This window comes from Paenibacillus sp. Soil522 (assembly GCF_001428245.1).
Lineage (GTDB): Bacteria > Bacillota > Bacilli > Paenibacillales > Paenibacillaceae > Pristimantibacillus.
Window position 1 is genome coordinate 1 of the sequence record NZ_LMRV01000041.1, and the last position, 21,407, is coordinate 21,407.

At 47.8% G+C, this 21,407-nt stretch carries 20 protein-coding genes and 1 pseudogene; 17 read left to right on the forward strand and 4 right to left on the reverse strand.

Annotated elements, in window-relative coordinates:
- Positions 1-132 precede the first annotated feature (132 nt).
- Positions 133-672, reverse strand: a pseudogene (locus ASG81_RS29850) (amino acid permease); the annotation flags it as partial.
- On the reverse strand, positions 591-1,025 hold the full coding sequence (locus tag ASG81_RS31625; protein WP_056634359.1) for a hypothetical protein: 435 nt from the start codon (positions 1,023-1,025) through the stop codon (positions 591-593). The pseudogene ASG81_RS29850 and the gene ASG81_RS31625, both read right to left, overlap by 82 nt.
- A gap of 1,229 nt (positions 1,026-2,254) precedes the next feature.
- Between ASG81_RS31625 and ASG81_RS29855 the strand changes: the two genes are divergently transcribed.
- The 9 genes from ASG81_RS29855 (at position 2,255) to ASG81_RS12730 (ending at position 7,614) form a co-directional block, all read left to right on the forward strand.
- The gene (locus tag ASG81_RS29855) at positions 2,255-2,413 is read left to right on the forward strand and encodes an aspartyl-phosphate phosphatase Spo0E family protein (RefSeq protein WP_081417307.1); all 159 of its coding nucleotides are present in this window, start codon (positions 2,255-2,257) and stop codon (positions 2,411-2,413) included.
- Positions 2,410-2,691, forward strand: coding sequence for a hypothetical protein (locus tag ASG81_RS12695; protein WP_056634367.1), 282 nt, complete (start codon positions 2,410-2,412; stop codon positions 2,689-2,691). Before ASG81_RS29855 ends, ASG81_RS12695 begins: the two co-directional genes overlap by 4 nt.
- Positions 2,692-2,785: 94 nt before the next feature.
- Positions 2,786-3,091 carry an ArdC family protein gene (locus tag ASG81_RS12700; protein WP_327205165.1) on the forward strand — a complete coding sequence of 102 codons (306 nt, stop codon included), beginning with the start codon at positions 2,786-2,788 and terminating at the stop codon, positions 3,089-3,091.
- A 122-nt stretch (positions 3,092-3,213) separates the two neighbouring features.
- The gene (locus ASG81_RS12705; RefSeq protein WP_056634370.1) at positions 3,214-3,516 is read left to right on the forward strand and encodes a hypothetical protein; all 303 of its coding nucleotides are present in this window, start codon (positions 3,214-3,216) and stop codon (positions 3,514-3,516) included.
- Between the two features lie 105 nt (positions 3,517-3,621).
- A complete protein-coding gene (locus ASG81_RS12710) occupies positions 3,622-4,035 on the forward strand; it encodes a hypothetical protein (protein ID WP_056634373.1) in 414 nt (137 codons plus the stop codon).
- Between the two features lie 2 nt (positions 4,036-4,037).
- Positions 4,038-5,576, forward strand: a complete 1,539-nt coding sequence (locus ASG81_RS12715) for a PcfJ domain-containing protein (protein WP_056634376.1) — start codon at positions 4,038-4,040, stop codon at positions 5,574-5,576.
- A 149-nt stretch (positions 5,577-5,725) separates the two neighbouring features.
- Entirely contained in the window at positions 5,726-6,247 is a 522-nt protein-coding gene (locus tag ASG81_RS12720) for a hypothetical protein (protein ID WP_056634379.1), read from the forward strand.
- 133 nt (positions 6,248-6,380) lie between these two features.
- Positions 6,381-6,680 carry a hypothetical protein gene (locus ASG81_RS12725; RefSeq protein WP_056634382.1) on the forward strand — a complete coding sequence of 100 codons (300 nt, stop codon included), beginning with the start codon at positions 6,381-6,383 and terminating at the stop codon, positions 6,678-6,680.
- Positions 6,681-6,744: 64 nt separating this feature from the next.
- Entirely contained in the window at positions 6,745-7,614 is an 870-nt protein-coding gene (locus ASG81_RS12730) for a hypothetical protein (protein WP_155971477.1), read from the forward strand.
- Positions 7,615-8,043: 429 nt separating this feature from the next.
- On the opposite strand, the gene ASG81_RS12735 is transcribed toward ASG81_RS12730, so the two are convergent.
- Positions 8,044-9,045, reverse strand: coding sequence for a LacI family DNA-binding transcriptional regulator (locus ASG81_RS12735; protein WP_056634387.1), 1,002 nt, complete (start codon positions 9,043-9,045; stop codon positions 8,044-8,046).
- Positions 9,046-9,403: 358 nt separating this feature from the next.
- Between ASG81_RS12735 and ASG81_RS33955 the strand changes: the two genes are divergently transcribed.
- From ASG81_RS33955 to ASG81_RS12770, 8 genes are all read left to right on the forward strand, one after another.
- Positions 9,404-9,523 (forward strand): GH32 C-terminal domain-containing protein, encoded by a 120-nt coding sequence (locus tag ASG81_RS33955; RefSeq protein ID WP_442952870.1) that lies wholly within the window; start codon positions 9,404-9,406, stop codon positions 9,521-9,523.
- Positions 9,524-9,662: 139 nt separating this feature from the next.
- On the forward strand, positions 9,663-10,517 hold the full coding sequence (locus ASG81_RS12740) for an ABC transporter permease (RefSeq protein WP_056634533.1): 855 nt from the start codon (positions 9,663-9,665) through the stop codon (positions 10,515-10,517).
- A gap of 16 nt (positions 10,518-10,533) precedes the next feature.
- On the forward strand, positions 10,534-11,427 hold the full coding sequence (locus tag ASG81_RS12745; protein ID WP_056634390.1) for a carbohydrate ABC transporter permease: 894 nt from the start codon (positions 10,534-10,536) through the stop codon (positions 11,425-11,427).
- A 73-nt stretch (positions 11,428-11,500) separates the two neighbouring features.
- Complete coding sequence (locus tag ASG81_RS12750) at positions 11,501-13,240, forward strand: extracellular solute-binding protein (protein WP_056634392.1); 1,740 nt, start codon at positions 11,501-11,503, stop codon at positions 13,238-13,240.
- A gap of 114 nt (positions 13,241-13,354) precedes the next feature.
- Entirely contained in the window at positions 13,355-14,809 is a 1,455-nt protein-coding gene (locus tag ASG81_RS12755; protein ID WP_056634395.1) for a glycoside hydrolase family 32 protein, read from the forward strand.
- 185 nt (positions 14,810-14,994) lie between these two features.
- Positions 14,995-19,137, forward strand: coding sequence for a discoidin domain-containing protein (locus ASG81_RS12760; protein ID WP_056634397.1), 4,143 nt, complete (start codon positions 14,995-14,997; stop codon positions 19,135-19,137).
- A 396-nt stretch (positions 19,138-19,533) separates the two neighbouring features.
- On the forward strand, positions 19,534-19,722 hold the full coding sequence (locus ASG81_RS12765) for a hypothetical protein (RefSeq protein WP_056634400.1): 189 nt from the start codon (positions 19,534-19,536) through the stop codon (positions 19,720-19,722).
- 39 nt (positions 19,723-19,761) lie between these two features.
- The gene (locus tag ASG81_RS12770; protein ID WP_056634403.1) at positions 19,762-19,965 is read left to right on the forward strand and encodes a hypothetical protein; all 204 of its coding nucleotides are present in this window, start codon (positions 19,762-19,764) and stop codon (positions 19,963-19,965) included.
- Positions 19,966-20,528: 563 nt separating this feature from the next.
- Here ASG81_RS12770 and ASG81_RS12775 read toward each other — a convergent pair.
- Positions 20,529-21,239, reverse strand: a complete 711-nt coding sequence (locus tag ASG81_RS12775; protein WP_056634405.1) for a class I SAM-dependent methyltransferase — start codon at positions 21,237-21,239, stop codon at positions 20,529-20,531.
- Positions 21,240-21,407: the final 168 nt, after the last annotated feature.

The following is a 21,407-nucleotide window of genomic DNA, read 5'->3' on the forward strand; positions in this document are numbered from 1 at the left end:
GATTACAGGCGAAATTAAACGGCCTCAGTCCGATGGAATTTAGGACTAAGGCCGCATAACTGGTTTTTATTATTTGTACTGTCTACTTGACGGGGCGCAGTTCATTGTGGGACAGCCCCTTCTTTGCGTATATTACCCTTCCACGCTCTCCTCCGGATCCAGCTTGCATTCCTCCAGCGTCAGCATCCTCGTGCGATGCTTCCATTTGTGACCGATGAAGATAGCAAGAAATAGCGGTATTCCGATATAAGAAGCGATGATGTAGCCCCAGTCGATTCGGCCGTCCTCTAAAGCGCCGACAAACTATCCGCCGATTACGACGAGACAGAGCAGCATCGCGAGAATCGGACCGAAAGGGTACCATTTTGCCCGATAGGCCAAGTCCTCCAGCCTCCGCCCCTATGCCACATACGCCTTGCGGAAGCGGTAATGACTGATCGCAATGCCTAGCCACACGATAAACCCTGACATCCCCGATGCGTTGAGCAGCCACACATATACAACTCCGTCGCCAAAAAACGAAGCGAGAAAAGCAAACATGCCGAGCGCGCCGGTCAGCAGCAGCGATGCCACCGGAATGCCGCGCTCATTCAGCCGAGCCAGGAAACGCGGCGCTTTCCCCTCCTTCGCCAGCACCTAAAGCATTCGAGTCGAGGCATACATGCCTGAATTGTAAAAAAGGAGAAGATATCCTGCGGTATGATGTCCTCAGCGGGACCGACCTCATGCGTAACGAGATCTTGTAGGGAAGCCTTCATATAGTTATAAATTTCACCTTGCATGAGTGTTTCGAAATAGATAGAGCAAGCCCTATGCTGCATTTCGGGGCCGTAAGACCAATGCCGGAATACGATGTCAGAATTTTTGGCGAATATGTCTTCCAGCTGACGGAGATTATCGTCCAATTGAACACTGATCGGCTCTTTTGGCTGCTCGGTCGACGGATTTCCGTTCATCCCTGTCTGTCCGCTTGACTGCGCGTTCCCGCTTGGCTGCGAGGAAACGCCTGAAAGACTGTCACTCATGGAATATCACCCTGTTTTCGCTTTTCTCTTTGGTAATAGTATGGTTCTTATTGACAGTAACTATGCAGTTTTTTCCACGGGAGGGGAGAGTATAAAAGCCTTTGATCTAGATCAGCGCAGCTGCTACATAATATTGCTGTTAAGGGTTCCGACATTGGTGCTACCTCTTTTAAGGGCTGCTTTTTTATGCCTTAAGCATGGTTCTGGCTTGAGCCAGAGTCTTAATCTGGTTTCCATTTCGAAAGGTTCGGAGGGGATTCCGAATTAGCGTATGCCGATAAGTGATCGGTCAGCCGGCATCGGGCCGCCCATTCGGAGAGGGGTTCCGAATGATAACGCAACGGATAGCTTCGGCTTCAATTTCAAATGAAGTCAAAGACGAATGATCAAATATTCTAATCCCCCGGTTCACCATCCCTAAATCCCAAGCGACCCCGGAAATAGCATTCGGTTTCCACTTCGGATTTTTAACGGGACTCGCAAGGAAGCTTAAAACCTCTGGGGTAACGCTCTAACATCATGGCGTTCTCCGCTTCCACTGGCGCTCCATCTTCGCAAACCATCATGTTCTACGAAGCAGATCGGAACCATGATTCCAATCCGCTATCTCTCCATTCCATCATCGTTCCAAAAGCATTCGAGGGTAGACCCTGAAAGCAAGACCTTTATAAGCAGCTCGAAGAAGAAAAGGCCCGTTTCGCAGACGTTCTCTCGCGTGCAGCCTTACCCTATTCCGCTTTTCAAAGACACAATCCTGTACCGTAGCCATCTCGTCGCATGGGAGCATAGAGAACCTCACAGCGCAAGGCGAAAAAAGGTTTTTGAGTAAAACGCTCAAAAACCTTTTTGTCGTCCCTTCGGGCAGCCTTGCCCTGCGAGAACCTATATGCTCTTAAATCTGCGACGGCTACGGTACACGAATGTTCTGTTCTTTGAAAACTACATACGGCAAGGCAAGGCAGCAAGCAAGAAAACTGCTCACAAACCTTAAACATTTCGCTCCGCGGGGACCGGCAAACAGGTTCCGAATTTTAGGGGTTCAAGGGAAAAAGTCAAGCATGAAAGGGGGTGAAAAACAGCTATGGGCAATCGAGAGTTTGACGCGCTTTATCCGCGCCGGGAAACGGGGTTTGAATCTTCATATGATTTCGTTGATCTTGATTTTCCGTTTTATGAGGGGGACGTTTTCGAAATGGAGAACGACCTGCAGGGAAAGGAGGTGAAAACGGATGGACGAGCTTCTGAAGCGGATAGAGGAAGCGCGGCACAACATGCATGAATTAGCCGAGCGGTACGGCTTAACTGCTCCCCAAGTGGTGGAACAGTCGCAAAAGTTGGACAAATTGCTAAACACCTACTATCAAATGAAAGCGAGGAAAAGCGCATGACGCATTTATTTTTCGGTAAATTTCCATTGGGACAAGTGGTTGCGACAACCGGAGTCATGAGAGCGACAAGCGAGAAAGACCGCATTTCAGCCCTTACACGGCATCAAAACGGCGATTGGGGCGATGTTTGCGCCGAGGATTGGGCACACAACAACGAAGCCTTAGAGAAGGGTTTTCGGCTCCTGTCGGCTTTCACAAGCGTGGGCGGCGTGAAGTTTTGGATTATCACAGAAGCCGACCGCAGCGTTTCGACTTTTCTTTTACCAGAAGAATATTAAAAGCCGAGTTGCTTTAAAGGAGCAATTCGGCCGGGGTGAAGATTTTCGAGGCTTCACCCCTCCATTATACCACGCGATAAGGGAGAGGGAACATATGAGCGTAAAAATTTATGAGATGGTAACCGAGCGGATTATAAAGCAGTTAGAAAAAGGCGTTGTGCCTTGGCGCAGACCTTGGCGAGTCGGTGCGGCGGTGAATTGGAAAACCCAAAAGCCGTACAGGGGCATTAATACGCTCTTGCTGGAGCCCGGAGAGTACGCGAGCTTTAAGCAGGTGACCGAAGCCGGGGGCAAGGTAAAGAAGGGTGAGAAGGGGCAAATCGTCGTGTTCTGGACGTGGCTAGAGAAAGAGGATGAAGAAAGCGGCGAAAGGTCGAAAATACCGTATTTGCGCTACTAACGCGCCGGCCCCAATCGGGGGCCCCTCCCCGATCGAGGCCGGGGAGGGTTCCCGATAAAAAGTTGCGCCATGGGTTCAAGACCGTGCACGAGAAAATCAAAGAAATAGGAGAGATGATTCAAATGGGAAAATGTTTCGCATCCTCGTATGAAACTTACAAAAATCTTGTATGGGCTGTTATCGAACATTCGCTTCAAATTGGATTCTTTAAAGCTGTGAAATCGGTAAAGACTTACGACATGATGACGATAACCGAAATACTCGATGTCGCGGACGTAACGCCGGAAATTTACGAAATAGATTGCATGAAGGCGTACATCCGCGAGTTGGAACTGCGCCGAAACTTAAACGAGGCCTACACCAAAAAACGGGAACAACATTTCAAACAACTTTTCTTGCATCACGATATGGATAACGGCTATTAAAGGTCTTTGCAACCGCATCTAAACAGGAATTTCGGCCGCCCCAATCGGGGGCGGTGGTTCCCCATATTCGGATTCAAAACAAAAAACGGGTGGAGGAATATGATAATGACCGCAAAAGCCATTCAAAAAATTCAAGCGGAAATGGATGCCCATACGAATCATCCATATGTACAGGTGATTGGGAAATTCCTACTTCAAAATTTGCCCGATCATATCGACCTTGCGGAAAAGATCATGGAGGAAAAGAAGAGTATTGCCAGTAGCTTGGATGCCATGCGGAAGGTGGCAGTAAAAAAGAGGGTCGGCGATGTTGCGGTGCTGACGGATGAAGAAGGGTTTGAAGCGGTTCTTGCCTATTTTAAAAATCCGCTTCCTATCGTCCAGGCTGCTCCTGTTCGAACTTCGCAACCCTCACCAGCCGTACCCCCAAAACGTGTAGCTGCTGAACCGATCAAGAAGTCAAACAAGAAAGCGGACTCCGGGCAGCTCACGCTAGATCTATTTTTGGGAGGGATGTAACGATGACGGAACTAACCTCTACTGAAAAGCATCGTATTTTTGCTCATTTTCCGCAAAAAATCAGCAAAGCAATCGTGGCTTATGCTACCGATGTCGCGCTGATTTCGAGCCGATATCTCTTCACGCGGCGTCACGGGGGCTTTCAATTCGGGTTCTGCACCCATTGCCAGAAAGAGTATCTGACCGAAAAACTGAAACATGGAGACGAAACGGTTTGCAAAAAATGCGGTTCGACATGCAAGGTGAAAGCGAGTGGAATGGGAAGGAAAGCCATGGTTGATCAAGCGTACTTCACGTTTTACGAGAAATCCGTTCTCCATCCGGAAGCGATCACGGCGCGAGGAATTTTAGTTGCCCGCGATTACAGCGGAGATTACCGGGAAACGAAAACGGAGTATCGCGTTGAATATATGTATCTTTTTGAACCGGGGAACTATGTGCTGCTTGAAAATAGATGGGGGAAATGGTTTAAGCGGATACAGGTCTTTTCCGATTACCCTCCATCCATGGTAAACAGGCGTACAACGGTTTGCCGGGCAAGTATAGAGGAAGCCGTAAAGGGTACGCCTTTTCAGTACAGCACTTGGGAAAGGTATTTTGATCGAAATGGGGATATGATCCGTTTTTTTCAACGTTACGTGCAGTATCCGAGCATCGAGTACATTACCAAGGCAGGGTTTCAGCATATCGTCCAAGCGAAACTGACAGGCGATAAAACATACGGCGTTATCAACTGGAGGGGCAAGACGCTGCCGAAAGTCATGCGACTTTCTAAAAAGGAGCTTCGTGACATTAAAGATCACGGGCTTACCTTAAAGGCAATGGACTTACACTATTTCCATGTTTCAAAAAAACGTGGTTCTCAGATCACGATGACCGATGCCAGTCTTCTTGGCGCACTTGGAGAAGAGTACTATGCAACGGAAATCGAGAAACTGCTCTCACTTACTTCTATGGATCAAATCAATCGTTACATCCTCAAACAACTGCGAAGAGAAGGGAAACATTATCGGTCGGCAACGACCGTTTTAACCGCATGGCGCGATTATTTAAAGGACTGCCAAACGCTTGAAATGGATTTATCCAAAGATTCTATTTTGTTTCCGAACGATTTGTATGCCGCCCATCAAAAAACGATCATGAAGGTCAAGATTAAAGCGGACTTATCGCTGAATATCAAAATAGCGGCAAGGCTCCCTGAACTTCAAGCGTTTCATTTCACGGACAGCAAATTTTTCTTGCGTCCGGCCAGAGACAGTATAGAGCTGTTTGAAGAAGGGAAAGCACTGCAGCATTGCGTCAGCGGATACGCGGAGAAGTATGCAGAGGGAAAATCAAATATCTTCTTTATCCGGAAGATTGATCAGCCAGATATGCCCTTTTACACGATGGAAGTCATTGACCAGAAGATTATTCAAGTTTGTGGCATGAAGAATTGTCACCCAACAGATGAAGTCCAATCATTCATTCAAGCATTTGCAGAAGAAAAACTAAGAAGTCGTAAGTCAGGCAAAAAAGCAGAGATGTCGGCAACGGCATAGACGAGATCTGGTATGGATGCGAATGATGCAATACGTGGAATAGCAGGCGTTCTGCCAGCATGTATGGTTGAAGTGGAACAATGAATCAACTCGCCCGCCGGGGAAATTATTTCGGCGGGTGTCTTAAAACAAACAGGGAGGATACGCCAATGCAAACATGCCCATATTGCGGCTTAGCGCTTGTTTTTGATGCAGACCACTATTACTGCACGTTTTGTCAGATGACGATTGCTTCGGCTGACGTCCAGCAGGATGGGGGCCGGAAGCCTATTACGGCCGATCCGTTTGTTTGCGCCGACTATGTGGAGCTCTCCACACCGGAATTGATGGAGAAGTCTACGACTTTTTTGATTTACTTGCTGCGGCTGGTCCGGAAGGAGAGGAAGAACCAATATAACTATCTGCGACTTTTTAATAAGGTGATGGATACCGGTTCAAATGAGTATCTGGAAGCCGCACAAGAATCGGGGAAAACGTATGAATGGTGGACACGCAAAGCTTGGGTGATTGAAAATATTTTGAGGGATCGGATGGCGACGTTTCCGGTGCGTGTGACGGACTATTATTTGAGCGGTTTGATCGATCATATCCAGACATATAATCAAAAGCCCATGTTTCTGATCAGGAAGGGGGACCGCCAACAAAACGCGAGTTCCGTACGGCCAAGATGAAAGGGGGTTTTCTCCGGGCGGACTAAAATGGTTTCCGTGGAAAGGGTGGTGTACCTTATCGCGCCGCCTTCGATCCATTGCGATTTTACGCGATGCGGTTAATGTAGGCGCGTATGTATTTTACGAAGTCCGCATGTTAATCGACGACGTAATCGCTGGCGTAGAGAAAACGTTCTTTCATGGTAACGGACCGCGTGCCAAAACGGAACGCCCGACGTTCCTTAATCCAGAGCGTGCGGAATTACTCGTTAACGGCGATCTCTCCGCTATGACGAAGAACAAACGCAATCTGCCCGTTTTCAAAACGTCGATACGATACGCGGTCACGGCAGCGGATGAGGTTAAGCGCGGCATGTTGGCGCGGTCAGTGGCGGGCGCGTACGGTGGGCTGGCGGGCGATAACAAGCGATCCGCGTCCATATACGGAGCATGAGCGTCGATGAACTCGGCAAATTAACGCAGTTACCGACGGCCGAACTGCAGGCGGATTATGCGGAGTGATGGCCACGAACCGCCGCGTCGAGATCGAGCTGCCGCGCGTGTTCTTAGATGATAGCGGAATACTCGTGGGCACGGCTACGGATAGGGGGACGGTGTATAGCATACACATTCCGACATTCGACGTCGATATCTGGCGCGACTACGATAAAATGTCCGATGGTATGCAGGCGCAGAAATACGCACCGGTAGCACGGCGGATCGGGCAGATTATGAACAGCGAATTTTTACGTCCGCTATTCTGCCAGTCGCCGGATACGCGCGTAGATTTATTCCGCTGGATTAGCGAAGGCAAAGTCGTGTTATTCCGCGTGCCGACCGGTAAGATATCGGAGCGCGCTGTACAAATCCTTGCCTACTGGCTGACGCTTAACGTATTCCTCGTTAAGGTAGCGCTAGGCGGGCGTGGTGCCGGTACGTATCTTGTGTTAAACGAACCGCACCAGTTTCTATCGGACGGCCTCGTTCATTTTATGGAGCACATGTTATCGGAGGGACTGAAGTACCGCATGGCGCCCGTTATCATCTTCCATCACTTCACGCAGTTCAAACGTTACAGCGGATTTGTCGATATGATGATGGCAGCGAGCGCGAATTGGCACGTATATAAGAATACGAATGCCGGCGTATACGAGCGGCTGATGCCGTACTTATCTCGCAACGCGTTCGAAACTACGAAGCGGTTTCAGTTTATCGGCGTGTGGCTGAACGTTGCAGGTGAGTATGAAGCGCCATTCGTTGCGGATGCATTACCGATAGTTGGTATGCGGTATAAGGCGGAGAAGGAGCGGAAGGGAGCAGGGTTTGGTCGCCCGATTACGGAAGTGTTAGCGCAGATTAAACGTCGAAACGCGGAGGCTCGCGGTTGACTCGTCCACCCCGCGTATTTAATGGGCTCATTTTATATCATCCTTTGGCGCTGTTTGGATCCCACAGCTCGTTCAGTCGGGCTGGCCAAGCGAACGACCGGCTCTAAGCCGGGCAAGATCGTCCCGTCTAAGACCCGGTAGGTTCCATTGGCCAGCTTTTCCTCCTTTACGTTCCGAAGCTTTCAGAAAAATATAGTCTCAGTACCAAACCACCTGTAGAAAGAAAATAAAGTAGCCGGTGCCGGTTAAGAATGCCTATAGCTTCCAATTGCAGTATTGTACGCTTTCATTGTTTCCTATTCAATTTTCGGTTTGTGAAGAGTTCAAATATCCTATGCCGTGCAGGCATTCAATCAAAAAAACAAAGCGGTTGTCCCGGTATAATCTCCGGTACAACCGCTTCTTAGACTCTAAGGATCTCATGGTAAATTATCTTCGTCTAAACTTGGAGCTTTTTCTTTCGATCAAGGTGGGTTCCATCATAATATTTACCAGACTGGTGGGGGGCACCTCTTGATTGATACGGTTCAGGAGTATTTCAAAACTAGTCTTTACCATTTCCCCAATTGGTTGATGAATGCTTGAAATCTCCATGATTTTCGCCAGATACGTATCATCAAAACCAATGATGCTAACGTCTTCGGGAACCCGAATTTGTCTTTTCTCCGCGGCTTTCATGAACTCAAGGGCCATGATGTCATTTTCCGCGAATAGACATGTAAATTCAAGCTTTTCCGACTTATCCAAATATTTTTCGATATATCTGCGAATCATAATGTTGTCATTAGAAGATTCAACTAGCAGGAAGTTTTTTGGGTCAAACGTAAAGCCGTTTTCTTGCAAAACGCTTTCGAAACCGTAAAATTTTTCGTCGTCTCGTATCGCTCCAATGTATCCAAATGTCTTGTGTCCTGAATGAATGAAGCTTTCCCCGGCCAATTTGCCTGCTTGAAGATGATTGAGTCCGACACTGTCGAGCATTTTTTTATTATTGTTGGTTATCACAACGGTAGGGATATCCAATTTTGAAATCCTCTCAAGGTTAAAATCACTTGAAGGCACGATGATGATCCCATCTACCTGCCGGGAAACAAAGTTTTGTATGTTCTCCCATTCCGTCACCGGATTGTATTTGGAGTTGTGAAAGAGAATATTGTACCCGTTCTTCCTCGCTTCAAGCTCCAGCGAATCAATGATATCCACAAAATAAGGATTGTCGATCTCCCTTATGCTTATGCCAATAATGTTCGTACTGCTTCTTTTCAGCGCTTGAGCCGCTTTATTGGGAACATAACCAACCTCTTCAACCACTTTCATAACGGAATTGACGATTTCTTCGCTGACTCCTTTATGGCCATTAAGGACCCGGGATACGGTCGGTTGGGACACTTTCGCCTTTTTGGCTATGTCCTTCATAGTCATTTTTGCCATCGGAATGAGCTCCTTTCAGAGTTACTATATCATAAAACCAAGTGCAATAATATATTCTGAATACGAATTTATTTTATTCAGGAATATTTCTTTCATTTTTAGAAATCGTATTCTATAAGTCTGGATAAATCAACCATACAATTTCCAGTGAAATTTTAAAATTAAACCATAAGCCCAGTGTTGACAACTATTTTATCAAAGTGATATGCTTGCGCTGTAAGTGCTTCCAACTTGGTAATACGTATTCATAAATATTCATGAATAGGAGCAGAATTATACTTTAGGGGGCGACAAATGAAAAACAAACTAGTTTTATCGGGAGCGGAGCAAAACATATCATGAAGATGCAATCGCTGATCTGGAGGGGGATGAAGGAGTTTCAAAGCTGGGTATTCGGCTTCGGATACTTGTCGACAACTGCTCGGTGGAGGTTTTCGCTAACGACGGCGAAGCGGTTATCGCGGAGATATTCTTCTAAACTTCATCTTGCTTAACGCTTACTTTGTAATTTATAGAATGTGGAGGGATTCCCGCTAGTGAGTACTAACTTGAAGAATGAAAATGTGGGGGTAAAGCGCAGGGGTTTTAAGAATCCCGATGTGAAGCATTACTGGATCATGCTTGTTCCGGCTTTCATTTGGTTAGTTTTGTTTCAAATCGTTCCGATGTTTGGAATTGTGATGGCATTCCAGGATTACAATGCGGGGACAGGGTTTCTGCATTCGGAATTTGTCGGTCTTGAGCATTTCCAATACATGTTTGAGTTGAATGATGTGCGAGTTGCCTTGAGAAATACATTGATCATTGCTTTTGGCAAAATCATCAGCAATTTGTTCATTCCGTTAGTATTCGCGTTGCTGCTGAATGAGCTAAGACAAAAGTACTTGGTCAAGATGATTCAAACGAGCGTATACCTGCCTCATTTTTTATCTTGGGTTATTTTATCCGGCATTATGCTGCAAATCTTTTCGTTTAATGGCCCGGTAAACAATCTGTTGGAATTTATGGGCCTGGACCCTGTCCTATTTTTTCAAAAGGCGGATTTATTCAGGAGTTTCATTATCGGATCGGATGTATGGAAGAACTTTGGCTTCAACGCGATCATCTATTTGGCCGCATTGGCCGGCATTGATCACACGCTCTATGAGGCGGCAGTGATGGACGGGGCGGGTCGCTGGAGAAAAATGTGGAATGTAACGTTGCCGGGCATTCGCAGCACCATCGCACTATTAGCCATTTTGTCGCTTGGAGGCATCCTGGATGCAGGCTTCGACCAAGTATACAACTTGTACAACCCGCTCGTGTACAGCACCGGAGATATTATTGATACTTATGTTTATCGCGCAGGGTTGCAGGGGTTGGATTTCAGTTTTGGCACAGCGGTTGGTTTATTGAAATCGGTCGTCAGCTTTATTCTCATTACCGCAGGGTACTGGCTGGCGAAGAAGCTTTTGGGCTACCGAATCTTCTGAGTTTGGAGGGAACAAAGTGATCGAGAATCGTTCATTGGGATCAAAAACGTTTGACGTAATCAATTTAATCTTTCTCATTATCTTGACGCTGCTGTGTTTGTTGCCGCTCTGGTATACCTTGATGGTTGCGTTAAGTGAAAAAGAAGCCGTGCAGGCGGGACTTGTATCTGTTTTTCCGATTGGCTTCAATTTATATTCGTTTGACGCGATTTTGTCGGATTCCGGTTTCTTTAGAGCGTTTTGGGTATCTGTACAACGGGTTATTCTTGGAGCGGCGTTTTCGATGCTGGTGTTGACGCTCGCTGCGTACCCGTTGTCCAGAACAAGCAAGCAATTTCCGGGACGCAATTTGCTGATGTGGGCATTCGTCTTCTGCTTGTTGTTTAACGGCGGTTTGATTCCTTGGTTTATCACCATGGGGAACTACAATCTGCTGGACAGCGTCTGGGGCTTGGTACTAAGCGGCGGAATTCCGATATTCAACATGGTTCTGATTACGAACTTCATCAAGAACCTGCCGGAAGAGCTGGAAGAAGCGGCGAAAATCGACGGGGCTGGTCCGTGGAGAGTACTGTTTCAGGTATTGCTGCCGCTCCTAAAGCCCGTATTAGCGACCGTCCTTTTGTTCACGATGGTTGGGCATTGGAACGATTTCTTTCAAGGGATGGTCCTGTCCACGCGAGCGGAGAGCTATCCGTTGCAAACCTATATTCAGCAGTTGGTCGTCTCGACGAACCAGCAAAATCTGGCGACTATGTCCCTCGAACAACTCGAACGGATGTCCAAATTGAATAACGATTCCTTGAATGCGGCCAAGATTTTTGTGGCGATGATTCCGGTGCTGCTGATCTATCCGTTCTTGCAGAGATATTTCGTGAAAGGGATTACGCTTGGATCCGTAAAGGGCTAACCGCTTGTCCGCGGCGTCGTTGTTCGAGGAGAACATCCTTTGACATAAATAACAATAAAAGGGGAATGTACGTATGAAGAAATCAAGCATCATCAAAAAAGCGAGCGTAGCAGCCTTGTCCTTGGCACTTGGCGCTTCCTTACTCGCGGGGTGTGCCAGCAATAACGACAATGGCGGCAACACCCAGCCTTCTGCCGACCAGTCTACGGCTCCAGCGGAGACGAAAGCGGATCCGCTTGGCAAACAGTCTGAGCTGACCGTCATTTCGAGGGGATCATGGGTGGACCCGAATGCGAAATACCCTGAAGGCCAATCCTTGGAAGACAATGCGTATACAAGAATGCTTAAGGAAAAGTTCAATATTCAGGTCGACTATGAATTCGTCGCAGCCGACTATCCAAGGCAGGTGGATTTGGCAATCGCAAGCGGGAAAATCCCGGATTTCTTAACGAATCTGACTTATAACGAGTACAGAGCAATTGTCAAAGCAGGTCTCGCCATGGACATCTCCGAGGTTTGGGAGCAGTACGCAAGCCCGCAGGTGAAGGAAATATACAACTCTAACAAGGAACTGTTCGACAGCCTGGTCAAGGAAGACGGCAAGATGTATGCCATTCCTGCCTCCAAGCCGCTTCCGGATTTCTTGGCTAACATGTGGATTCGTCAAGATTGGCTGGATAAACTGAAACTCAAGGCGCCTACGACCCTGGAGGAGCTTGAAGCCGTGGCGAAAGCGTTCGTCGAGCAAGATCCGGACGGCAACGGCAAAGCGGATACGGTGGGCCTTGTGGGTCCGTCGCAAAATGGACAGCTGTACCAGGATATGGACAACCAGAACTTCAGCTTGCACTTTGATCCTATATTCTCAGCCTACAACGCTTTCCCGGGCATTTGGGTAAATGGCAGCGACGGCAAGGCGGTTTACGGTTCGGTTCTGCCCGAAACAAAGGCGGCTCTTCAAAAATTGGCCGACATGTACAAACAAGGGCTGATTTCCAAGGGCATGATAACGTCCAAAACGGAAGAACTGGTTTCAGGTAACAAAGCGGGGTTGTTCTTCGGTACTTGGTGGAACCCATTCACCGAGATCGGAGGCAGCTGGAAAAATGACAATAATGCCAACTGGCAGCCTTATCTTTTGCCTTCCGGCTCCGACGGTATTTACCTGGCGAAAGCCGGCAACGCAGCCGCAAACTTTGCGGTCATCAGCAAGGACGTCAAAAACCCGGAAGCCGTGATTAAACTGCTGAACATTTTCAAAGACGGTCTGCCAAACTACGTCGACAAGGAGGAACAAGCCATTTTGGGGGATTATCCATTCCCGTGGGGGGCTCAGACGTTCTCGCTCGCGGACGGTCCTGCCAAGATCTTGCAGGAAATGGACAACTATACTGCCGGCAAGAAAACGGTCGACGAGATACACGCTAACTTTAACAGCTACGATCCTGGCGCGATCTCGATATTCGACAAAATGATCGCTCTCAAAACCGAGCCGTACGACAATATGAACATCTCGGGTTGGGATTTCTCCGGGGACAAGGCGAATGATTTCGGATTGGTTTATTCCTTTGCCATCGGCCTGAAGCCTTATGTGGACGGCAAGTTCAAGTGGGTCAATACCTTGACTTATGAAAGAACCAAAACGATGGAGAAGCGATGGAGCAATCTGAGAAAGCTCGAGTATGAAACGTTCTCCAAAATCATTATCGGCCAAGAACCGATCAGCGCCTTTGATTCATTTGTAGAACAATGGAACAAAGAAGGCGGCGACAAAGTCACGCAAGAAATTCAAAGCTCGTTATTAGAACAGTAAGATTCATTCATTCATAGCGGTATCAATGAGTTCTGTCTTTGACGGAACTCATTGTTTGCCTGCCTGTTTGGACTGTAGCGAATGAGCGATAAGGATAGAGAGGGAGAGAAGATTTTGTCTACTATAAAAGTTGAGAAGTACCGTCCCAAGTTTCATTTTTCTCCTGCGGCGGAATGGATGAATGACCCGAATGGGCTGGTATATTTTAATGGGGAATATCATCTTTTCTACCAACACCACCCGTACGGAACGGACTTTGGAGCTATACATTGGGGACATGCGGTAAGCAGGGATCTCATGACATGGGAACACCTCCCCATAGCGCTAGCGCCCGATGAGAAGGGTATGATTTTTTCAGGCAGCGCTGTGGTGGATTGGAACGACACAACGGGTTTTTTCGGCGGAAAGCCTGGTCTTGTCGCTATTTTTACTCACCATAATCCCGGGTTGACACTAAAGGAAAGCCAAAGTATTGCCTATAGTAAAGATTCTGGCAGGACCTGGTTCAAATACGAGGGTAATCCGGTTGTCACTTCTGACACCTATCATGATTTTCGGGATCCGAAGGTTTTCTGGCATGAAGAAACGAAGCGATGGGTGATGGTTCTCGCTTGCGGCCAAACGCTTTGCCTATACCATTCGCCAAATTTAAAAGAATGGATCTTTTGCAGCGAATTCGGTAAAGGAATCGGTTCCCATGACGCAGTCTGGGAATGTCCTGATTTGTTCGCGTTACCCGTTGATGGGGATAGAACGAAACGGAAATGGGTCTTGCTTGTAAGCATTGGAAACGAGCCTCACATCAAGGAAGGTTCAAGAACCCAGTACTTTACCGGGCATTTTGACGGTCGTACCTTCGTACCGGATGAAGCTTCCCAAACCATTCGTTGGCTTGATTATGGCAGGGATAATTATGCAGGCGTAAGTTGGTCGGACATACCGGAAGAAGACGGACGCCGAATCTATATCGGCTGGTTGAGTAATTGGAAATATGCGAATACGACTCCTACCGAAGGCTGGAGGGGCGCCATGACGATTCCAAGGGAGCTTACACTGGAATTAAAGAATGGCAAGGCCGTATTGATTCAACGTCCTGTGAGGGAACTGGAAAAGATCAGAACTCCTCTTGTAGAGACGGAAGGGAAAGCTGTAAACGAGCTGAATTTGTTATTGAAGGACCAACAACTGGAAACGTATGAAATTGTAGCCGAATTTGAGCCTTCACAGGGCATTGACTCCTTTGGGTTTAAACTAAGAACCTCGGAACAGGAAGAAACTGTGGCAGGTTATTCCGTGAAGGATTCGGCCGTATTTGTAGACCGCACTCGTTCGGGAACCGTTGATTTTCATGAGCATTTCCCCGGCAAACATCAAGCTGTCTTGCCGCCAGATCTGCAGTGTCTGCAACTGCGTCTTATTGTAGATCGCGCATCAGTGGAACTATTTGCGAACGATGGTCTTATCGTGATTACAGATTTGATTTACCCGTCCTCATCTTCATTAGGATTATCATTTTTTTGTAACGGGAAGAACGAGATACCCTATAAAGTTAGGATAAATAAATTATAGTTGTTCTCAGGGGGATGATATTTTGATCAGCACCTCCCGGGGGAAATTAGCGAACAATCAATACGTCTTGAACATCCGTTCTCCGATGTATGGTGTTCGCAGATTTCCGTTGATCCATGAAAGCGTTTTCGAACCACTTTGAGAGGCAATGATTCAAACAATCTCTTACTGTTAGGAGAATAAAAATGAACAAAACAAAAAAATCTTTTCTTCTACTATTAGTGTCTATCATGTGTATGAGCCTTATTTTCATACCATCCTATCCTGTCCAGGCTGCAGAAAGCAATTCTGTTCAGGTTTGGCTCACAGACGTACAGTCCGGCACGTGGCTTGCCAATCAAAGCGATGTGTTATTCGAAACAAAGCAAACGACTAACCCGCTGACGATCCAGGTTGACGAAAGCCGCAAATATCAAGAAGTTGAAGGTTTTGGGGCGGGCATGACCGACTCTTCCGCTTGGCTGATCAGGAACAAGATGTCGGATGCTCAGCGCACGGAGCTGATGAATAATCTGTTTAATCCATCGTCAGGCATGGGCCTTAGCTTGCTCCGCACTCCGATGGGCGCTACGGATTTCAATGCATCCGGGAATTACTCCTATAACGACATGCCGACGGGACAAACGGATCCGACGCTGTCCAACTTCTCTATCGAGCATGATGAGGATTACATCATTCCGGCATTGAAGGAGGCTCTTTCGCTTAACCCATCTATGAAAATCATGGCTACTCCGTGGAGCCCGCCGGGTTGGATGAAAAGCTCCGATTCGATGATAGGAGGCACTCTTAAGGATGGGTACTATGATGAGCTCGCCAACTATTTTGTAAAGTACGTACAAGCTTACGATAATGCCGGTGTGCCGGTATCCTATGTTACGCCGCAAAATGAACCCATGGGCACTCCCAACTATCCCGGTATGTTCCTGTCCGCGTACCAGGAATCCACGTTGATTAAGGAGATGGGCGAGGCGTTTGCGGCTAACAATATTTCGACGAAGATTTTAGCTTGGGATCACAACTGGGATGTGCCTTCGTATCCCGAGAAGATATTTAGCGATCCTGATGCCTCCCAGTACGCCGCTGGAACGGGATGGCACATCTATAGCGGCAACCCCATTTCACAAACTTTAGTCCACAACGACTATCCAGGAAAAGAAGTTTTTATCACGGAAGCAACGGGTGGTATTTGGCAAGCAAGTACTCAGCAAGCGTTTTATGATTCACTTAATACTTGGATTATCAATGGTATGCGCAATTGGGCGGACGGAGTGGTTCTATGGAACATTGCACTTGACACCGATGGCGGTCCGCTCAACAGCGACACGGATGGTGAAGCTTGGGTTCGCGGATTGACTACTATTGATCCGGATAACGGAGAAGTATCCTACAATGTGGACTATTACGCACTCGCTCATGCCAGCAAGTTTGTAAAGCCCGGAGCCTATCGGATTTACTCGAATACTTTTGGGGAAGGAAGCATCGAGGATGTTGCGTTCCAAAACCCGGATGGATCGAAGGTCCTGATTGCGTATAACTCGGGTAGCGACGCGAAGACCTTCAGCGTTGCAGACGGAAAGCGATCATTCGACTACACCTTGAACGCCGGCAATGCCGTCACGTTTACGTGGCCGGGACCTACGCAGAACGGCATTACTCCCGCAGCGAGCAATGTCTTTGATCCGACACATGACTTTAGGTTTAAGCCGAAGAAAAAATCCGCATCTGATTCGGCTATTATAACCTACGATCCGGCATTACTGGACTATCAGAATACCGTTCCTACCGGAAATAGCTTGATCACGTATTCCCTTCCGGTCGGAGCTTCTATCCAGACAGCAGGAACGTTGCTTGACCGCAGCCAGTGGACCGTTACGGCTTCGTCGAATTCGGTTGGGGATGTGACCGGGAATGCGTCCGGGGATGCGGCTGTGAACGCTATCGACGGCGATCTCGATTCGAGGTGGACCACCGGCCATGGGTTGAAGAACGGCGACTGGTTTCAGATCAATTTTGGAAGCCCTACGAGCATCGATCAAATCGTCCTTGAAAACGGCGTAAACAGTTCCTTCGACTACATTACTAAATATCAGGTATATGTTTCAGATGACGGCGTCAATTGGGATAGCGCGATTGTAAACGGCAACGGGGGCATAGGAAAGATAACCATCACGCTGCCAACCCAGACGGCTCAATATATTCGCATCGTCAGTACTGGATCATCCGGTTTCTGGTGGTCCATCGGTGAAATCAATGTGTACGGGTCTTCGAATGAAACGGGTTCGATCGCAGCTCCGACAGCAGTATCAAACGGCCTCCAGCTACAGAACTGGACCAGCACGGAAGGGGCGCAGGTTACCGTCGTATACAATGGAACCGGCAGCAGCCAGAGCTTCCCGATAACCACCGATAGCTCGTTTACCTATACGCTCCCCGACGGAACCTCAGCGATGTTCACAACTAAGGATTCGTCAAGCTTCCCGACACCGGCCTTCAGCAGTTTGGCGCCGAACGAAGGCATAGTGGGCTATAAGGTTACGATCGACGGTTCTAACTTCGGTAATTTACAGGGATTGGGTACGGTCAATTTCGGATCGATCCCGGCCAACATAAGCAGCTGGTCAGATTCGAGCATCAGCGCTTACGTTCCGGACGGACTTCAATCGGGGACGGTTGCGGTTTCTGTGTATGGAAGCGACGGATCATATGCAGGCGGATCTTCGTTCAACGTCAAAGGTCTACCAGCTGCGCTGTCGAAGACGGGTTGGACCGCAACGGCTACGGATATAAGTCCGTGGGGCGATGGTAATCCCGAAAACATGCTGGATGACAGTACTAACACTCGGTATAGCTCCGGAACAGGGCAGTATAATGGTCAATCGATTACTGTGGACATGGGGCAAGCGCAGACTTTCAACAAGATCTTGTTGAATTCCGGCAACAGTACCGACGACTATTCGCGAGGCGCAGACATATACGTATCTATGGATAATACCGAATGGACCAAGGTTTCTTCCATTGCAGCAGACGGCCAAGCAGTCCAACTGGCCGCTTTCGAATCGCAGACAGCTCGCTACATCAAGGTCGTCAATACCGGCAGTGCAGGTAACTGGTGGTCCATCGCAGAGTTTAACGTATACAACTCTCGGACGAGTTGGACCGCAATGGCTTCGGATGCAGATGCTTCGGACGTTGCAAATAATATGCTGGATGGTGATATTAACACTCGGTATAGCTCCGGAAAAGGGCAATATAATGGTCTTTACTTTACAGTGGATATGGCGCAAACGGAAACCTTCAACACGCTTGTGATCGATTCCGGCAGCGGCAGCAATGACTATGCGCGAAGCGCAGACATATACGTATCTACGAATGGAACCGATTGGACCAAGGTTACTTCCGTAACAGGAACCGGTCCACTCCAAGAGGTCACCTTCTCCATGCAGACCGCTCGCTACATCAAGGTCGTCTGCACCGGCAATGAGGGTTACTGGTGGTCCGTCGCAGAGTTTGACGCGTATTACACAAATCCGGACTATCGGGCGAGTTGGACCGCAACGGCTTCGGATATAGTTTCGTGGGACGATAAGCCCGAAAAAATGCTGGATGGCAATGCTTCCACTCGGTATACCTCCGGAACAGGGCAGTATAATGGTCTTTACTTTTCAGTGGATATGGGGCAAGCGGAGACTTTCAACAAGATTGTGATCGATTCCGGCAGCGGCAGCAATGACTATGCGCGAAGCGCAGACGTGTACGTATCCACGGATGGAACCAACTGGACTAAAGTTTCTTCTATAACAGGAAGCGGCCCAGTCCAAGAGGTTACCTTCCCAACGCAGGCAGCTCGCTACATCAAGGTCGTCTGCACCGGCAGCGAGGGTTACTGGTGGTCCGTCGCAGAATTTAACGTGTACAACGCAGATATGGATTATCGGACGGGTTGGACCGCAACGGCTTCGGATGTAAGTCCGTGGGGCGATGTGCCTGGAAACATACTGGATGGCAATCCTGACACTCGGTATAGCTCCGGAACAGGGCAGTATAATGGCCTTTCTTTTACAGTGGATATGGGGCAAACGCAGACTTTCGACAAGCTTGTGATTGATTCTGGCAGCAGTACCAATGACTATGCGCGAAGCGCAGACGTGTACGTATCTGCGGATGGAACCAACTGGTCCAAGGTTTCTTCCGTAACAGGAAACGGCCCAGTCCAACTGGTCGCCTTCGAAGCGCAGACAGCTCGCTACATCAAGGTCACCTGCACCGGCAGTGAGGGTTACTGGTGGTCCGTCGCAGAGTTTAACGTGTACAACACAGCTACGGAATGAGGACTAAGTGGAAGGTTTTTGGTAATCCTTCAACCGAAAGCAAACAGGTTCATAACACCACGTAGAACGATAAGTATCGAGACTGGCAATATGATTTGATTTATTCGATTCAGTGTAGCAAAACCATCGCCCAACCCGGGCGATGGTTTTTTGGAAGGAATTGGTTAAGTTATTGTCATTTATGACATCAAGTTTTTGTCAACTGATTTCCACTGAAGATCAACAAACTATAGTTTGCTTCACGTCGCGTATTCCCGGGTATACTACTCCGATCAGGAACTTGGCGTTAAGCTCCCCGAGTAACGAGGGCAAGCCGCGGACCTCCGTACCCTTTATGGCAGTCAAACCTATTTTGATAAAAAAAGGTGAAGTATAATGGCTAAGAGGGCGCCAGTCTTGAGCATTGATCGTCGGAAGCTTGTAGATCATTTGGAATTCCACACTGAACTGCTGCAGCATAAAATTGATGATCATGCCGGTGAATATGATTTCGAGATCGTTCTCATGTGGTTTGCTAAAAGGATCATGCTGACGCAGCTGCTCGATGATCTCGGTAAAGGGGAACTCGATTTAGAAGGAAATTAATGGTCGGCGTCGAATCACTCTCGCAAAGGGGGATGGACAATGCATATTGGCGATTATTTGGGTCAGGTTGTTGTGTTGGAGCTCAGCACAATGGCGACCCATGAGGGCGTTCTGGAACCAGTAGAGGATTCGGAGATATCTGATTATGTCCGGGTGCGGAACGGATCTGAGATGTGGCTGCTGCCCGTTAAGGACATTGTTAAGGTGACGCCGGTACAGTCGAAAAGTTTTACGATAAAATGAGTCACTCAAATGTTTTTTTAAATAACATTCTGTACAGTCAAAGCTCTTGAGTATTGTGACTTTAATTAAGATGTGACACATTTTTTCATGTTTAAGTGGAACGGCTGCATCCGCAGTCGTTCTTTTGTTTCTTTTAACATTTGTAGAGGGAAACATTCGCCTCATAATACGAAACCAGCTAATATCTTGTCAACGTTTTTCTCTTAAATTGAGAAAGAGATAAAAACTTGCTGACCTCATAATATGACGGGAAACTTTAGTTCAACTAGTAATGGAGCAGTATACCGGCGGCTACTGCTCCATTTGTAATTACTAGCGGGAGGGATAGCGTCAATACTAAGCGAAGTATTAAAAATAAACGGACACTGTCTCGCGGCAAACGGGCAGTTTAACTTCGCTGGCAGCGATCAGGTCAGGGGGTCGATTCCCCCTAACTACATCCTAATAAGCAGAAAACCACGTCAATCCGACGTGGTTTTCTGCTTATTAAGGTAGAGCCCCCAAAGGGGGCGAACCCGGGTTCAGTCCGCTCGGACGAAGCGACAGAGTAACGGCATCTTCATTCACGCTTTCCAAGCCGTAATTACAATACTGCCCATCACATTAGAGAAGTTGCTCATCAGGCGTTCATTTTTCATCATCATGGCAACTACATCTGGTTTCGTGAATAGTTCGTGATCGATTACCTGTAAAGGGTCGTTATCGTTGGCCAGTTGTTTCATCTGCAAAAAATGAGACGCGGAGTACTGATGAAACCTTGATTTGCTCATCAGCTTCAGCCATTCCGGAACGGTTCGCATATGATGAAGTCCGTAAAACGACTGGAGTTTTTTCTTTTGCACCGTGGTTAATTTTATGGCAAATGCCAGCTCGCGATCGTATAGGACTCCTTTTGGTTTCAGCACTCGCCAGTATTCGCGTATAGCGGAGCTTCCTTGGGTAAAAGCTGTAACCGACTCCGTAAAAACAGCATCAAACGTCTCATCCGGAAAAGGCATAGAAGCGGCATCCGCCTGTACGATGCGGACGGGAAGTTCGCTTATCTTCGCACGGTGAGTCGCTTTTTGAATCATATCCTTGTTCCGGTCTATTGCTGTCACGTTGCAGCCTAAGCTGGCTAAATAACACGCAGTCCGGCCTGTTCCGCATCCTGCCTCCAGCACTTTTGTGCCGCGCGGAAAGCTGATTTGTCCGATTAATTCTTTGGTCGCTTGGAAACCACCTGGATGCGCACTTCCTTCGCCGAGCCGAGCTAATAATGTATGGTAATCCATCGCCTTTTCACCTCTTCCGCTTCCGATATTCTATGCATAACCTCCGCCATGACTGCACCCATTCTTCGCTGTTTTTTGGATGCTCGCGCCTTCATCTATCAACCTTTTGTCATTGCTTGAGAGAATGGACATATCTCGTTTTTTTTCAAAATAGAAGACAATCGTACA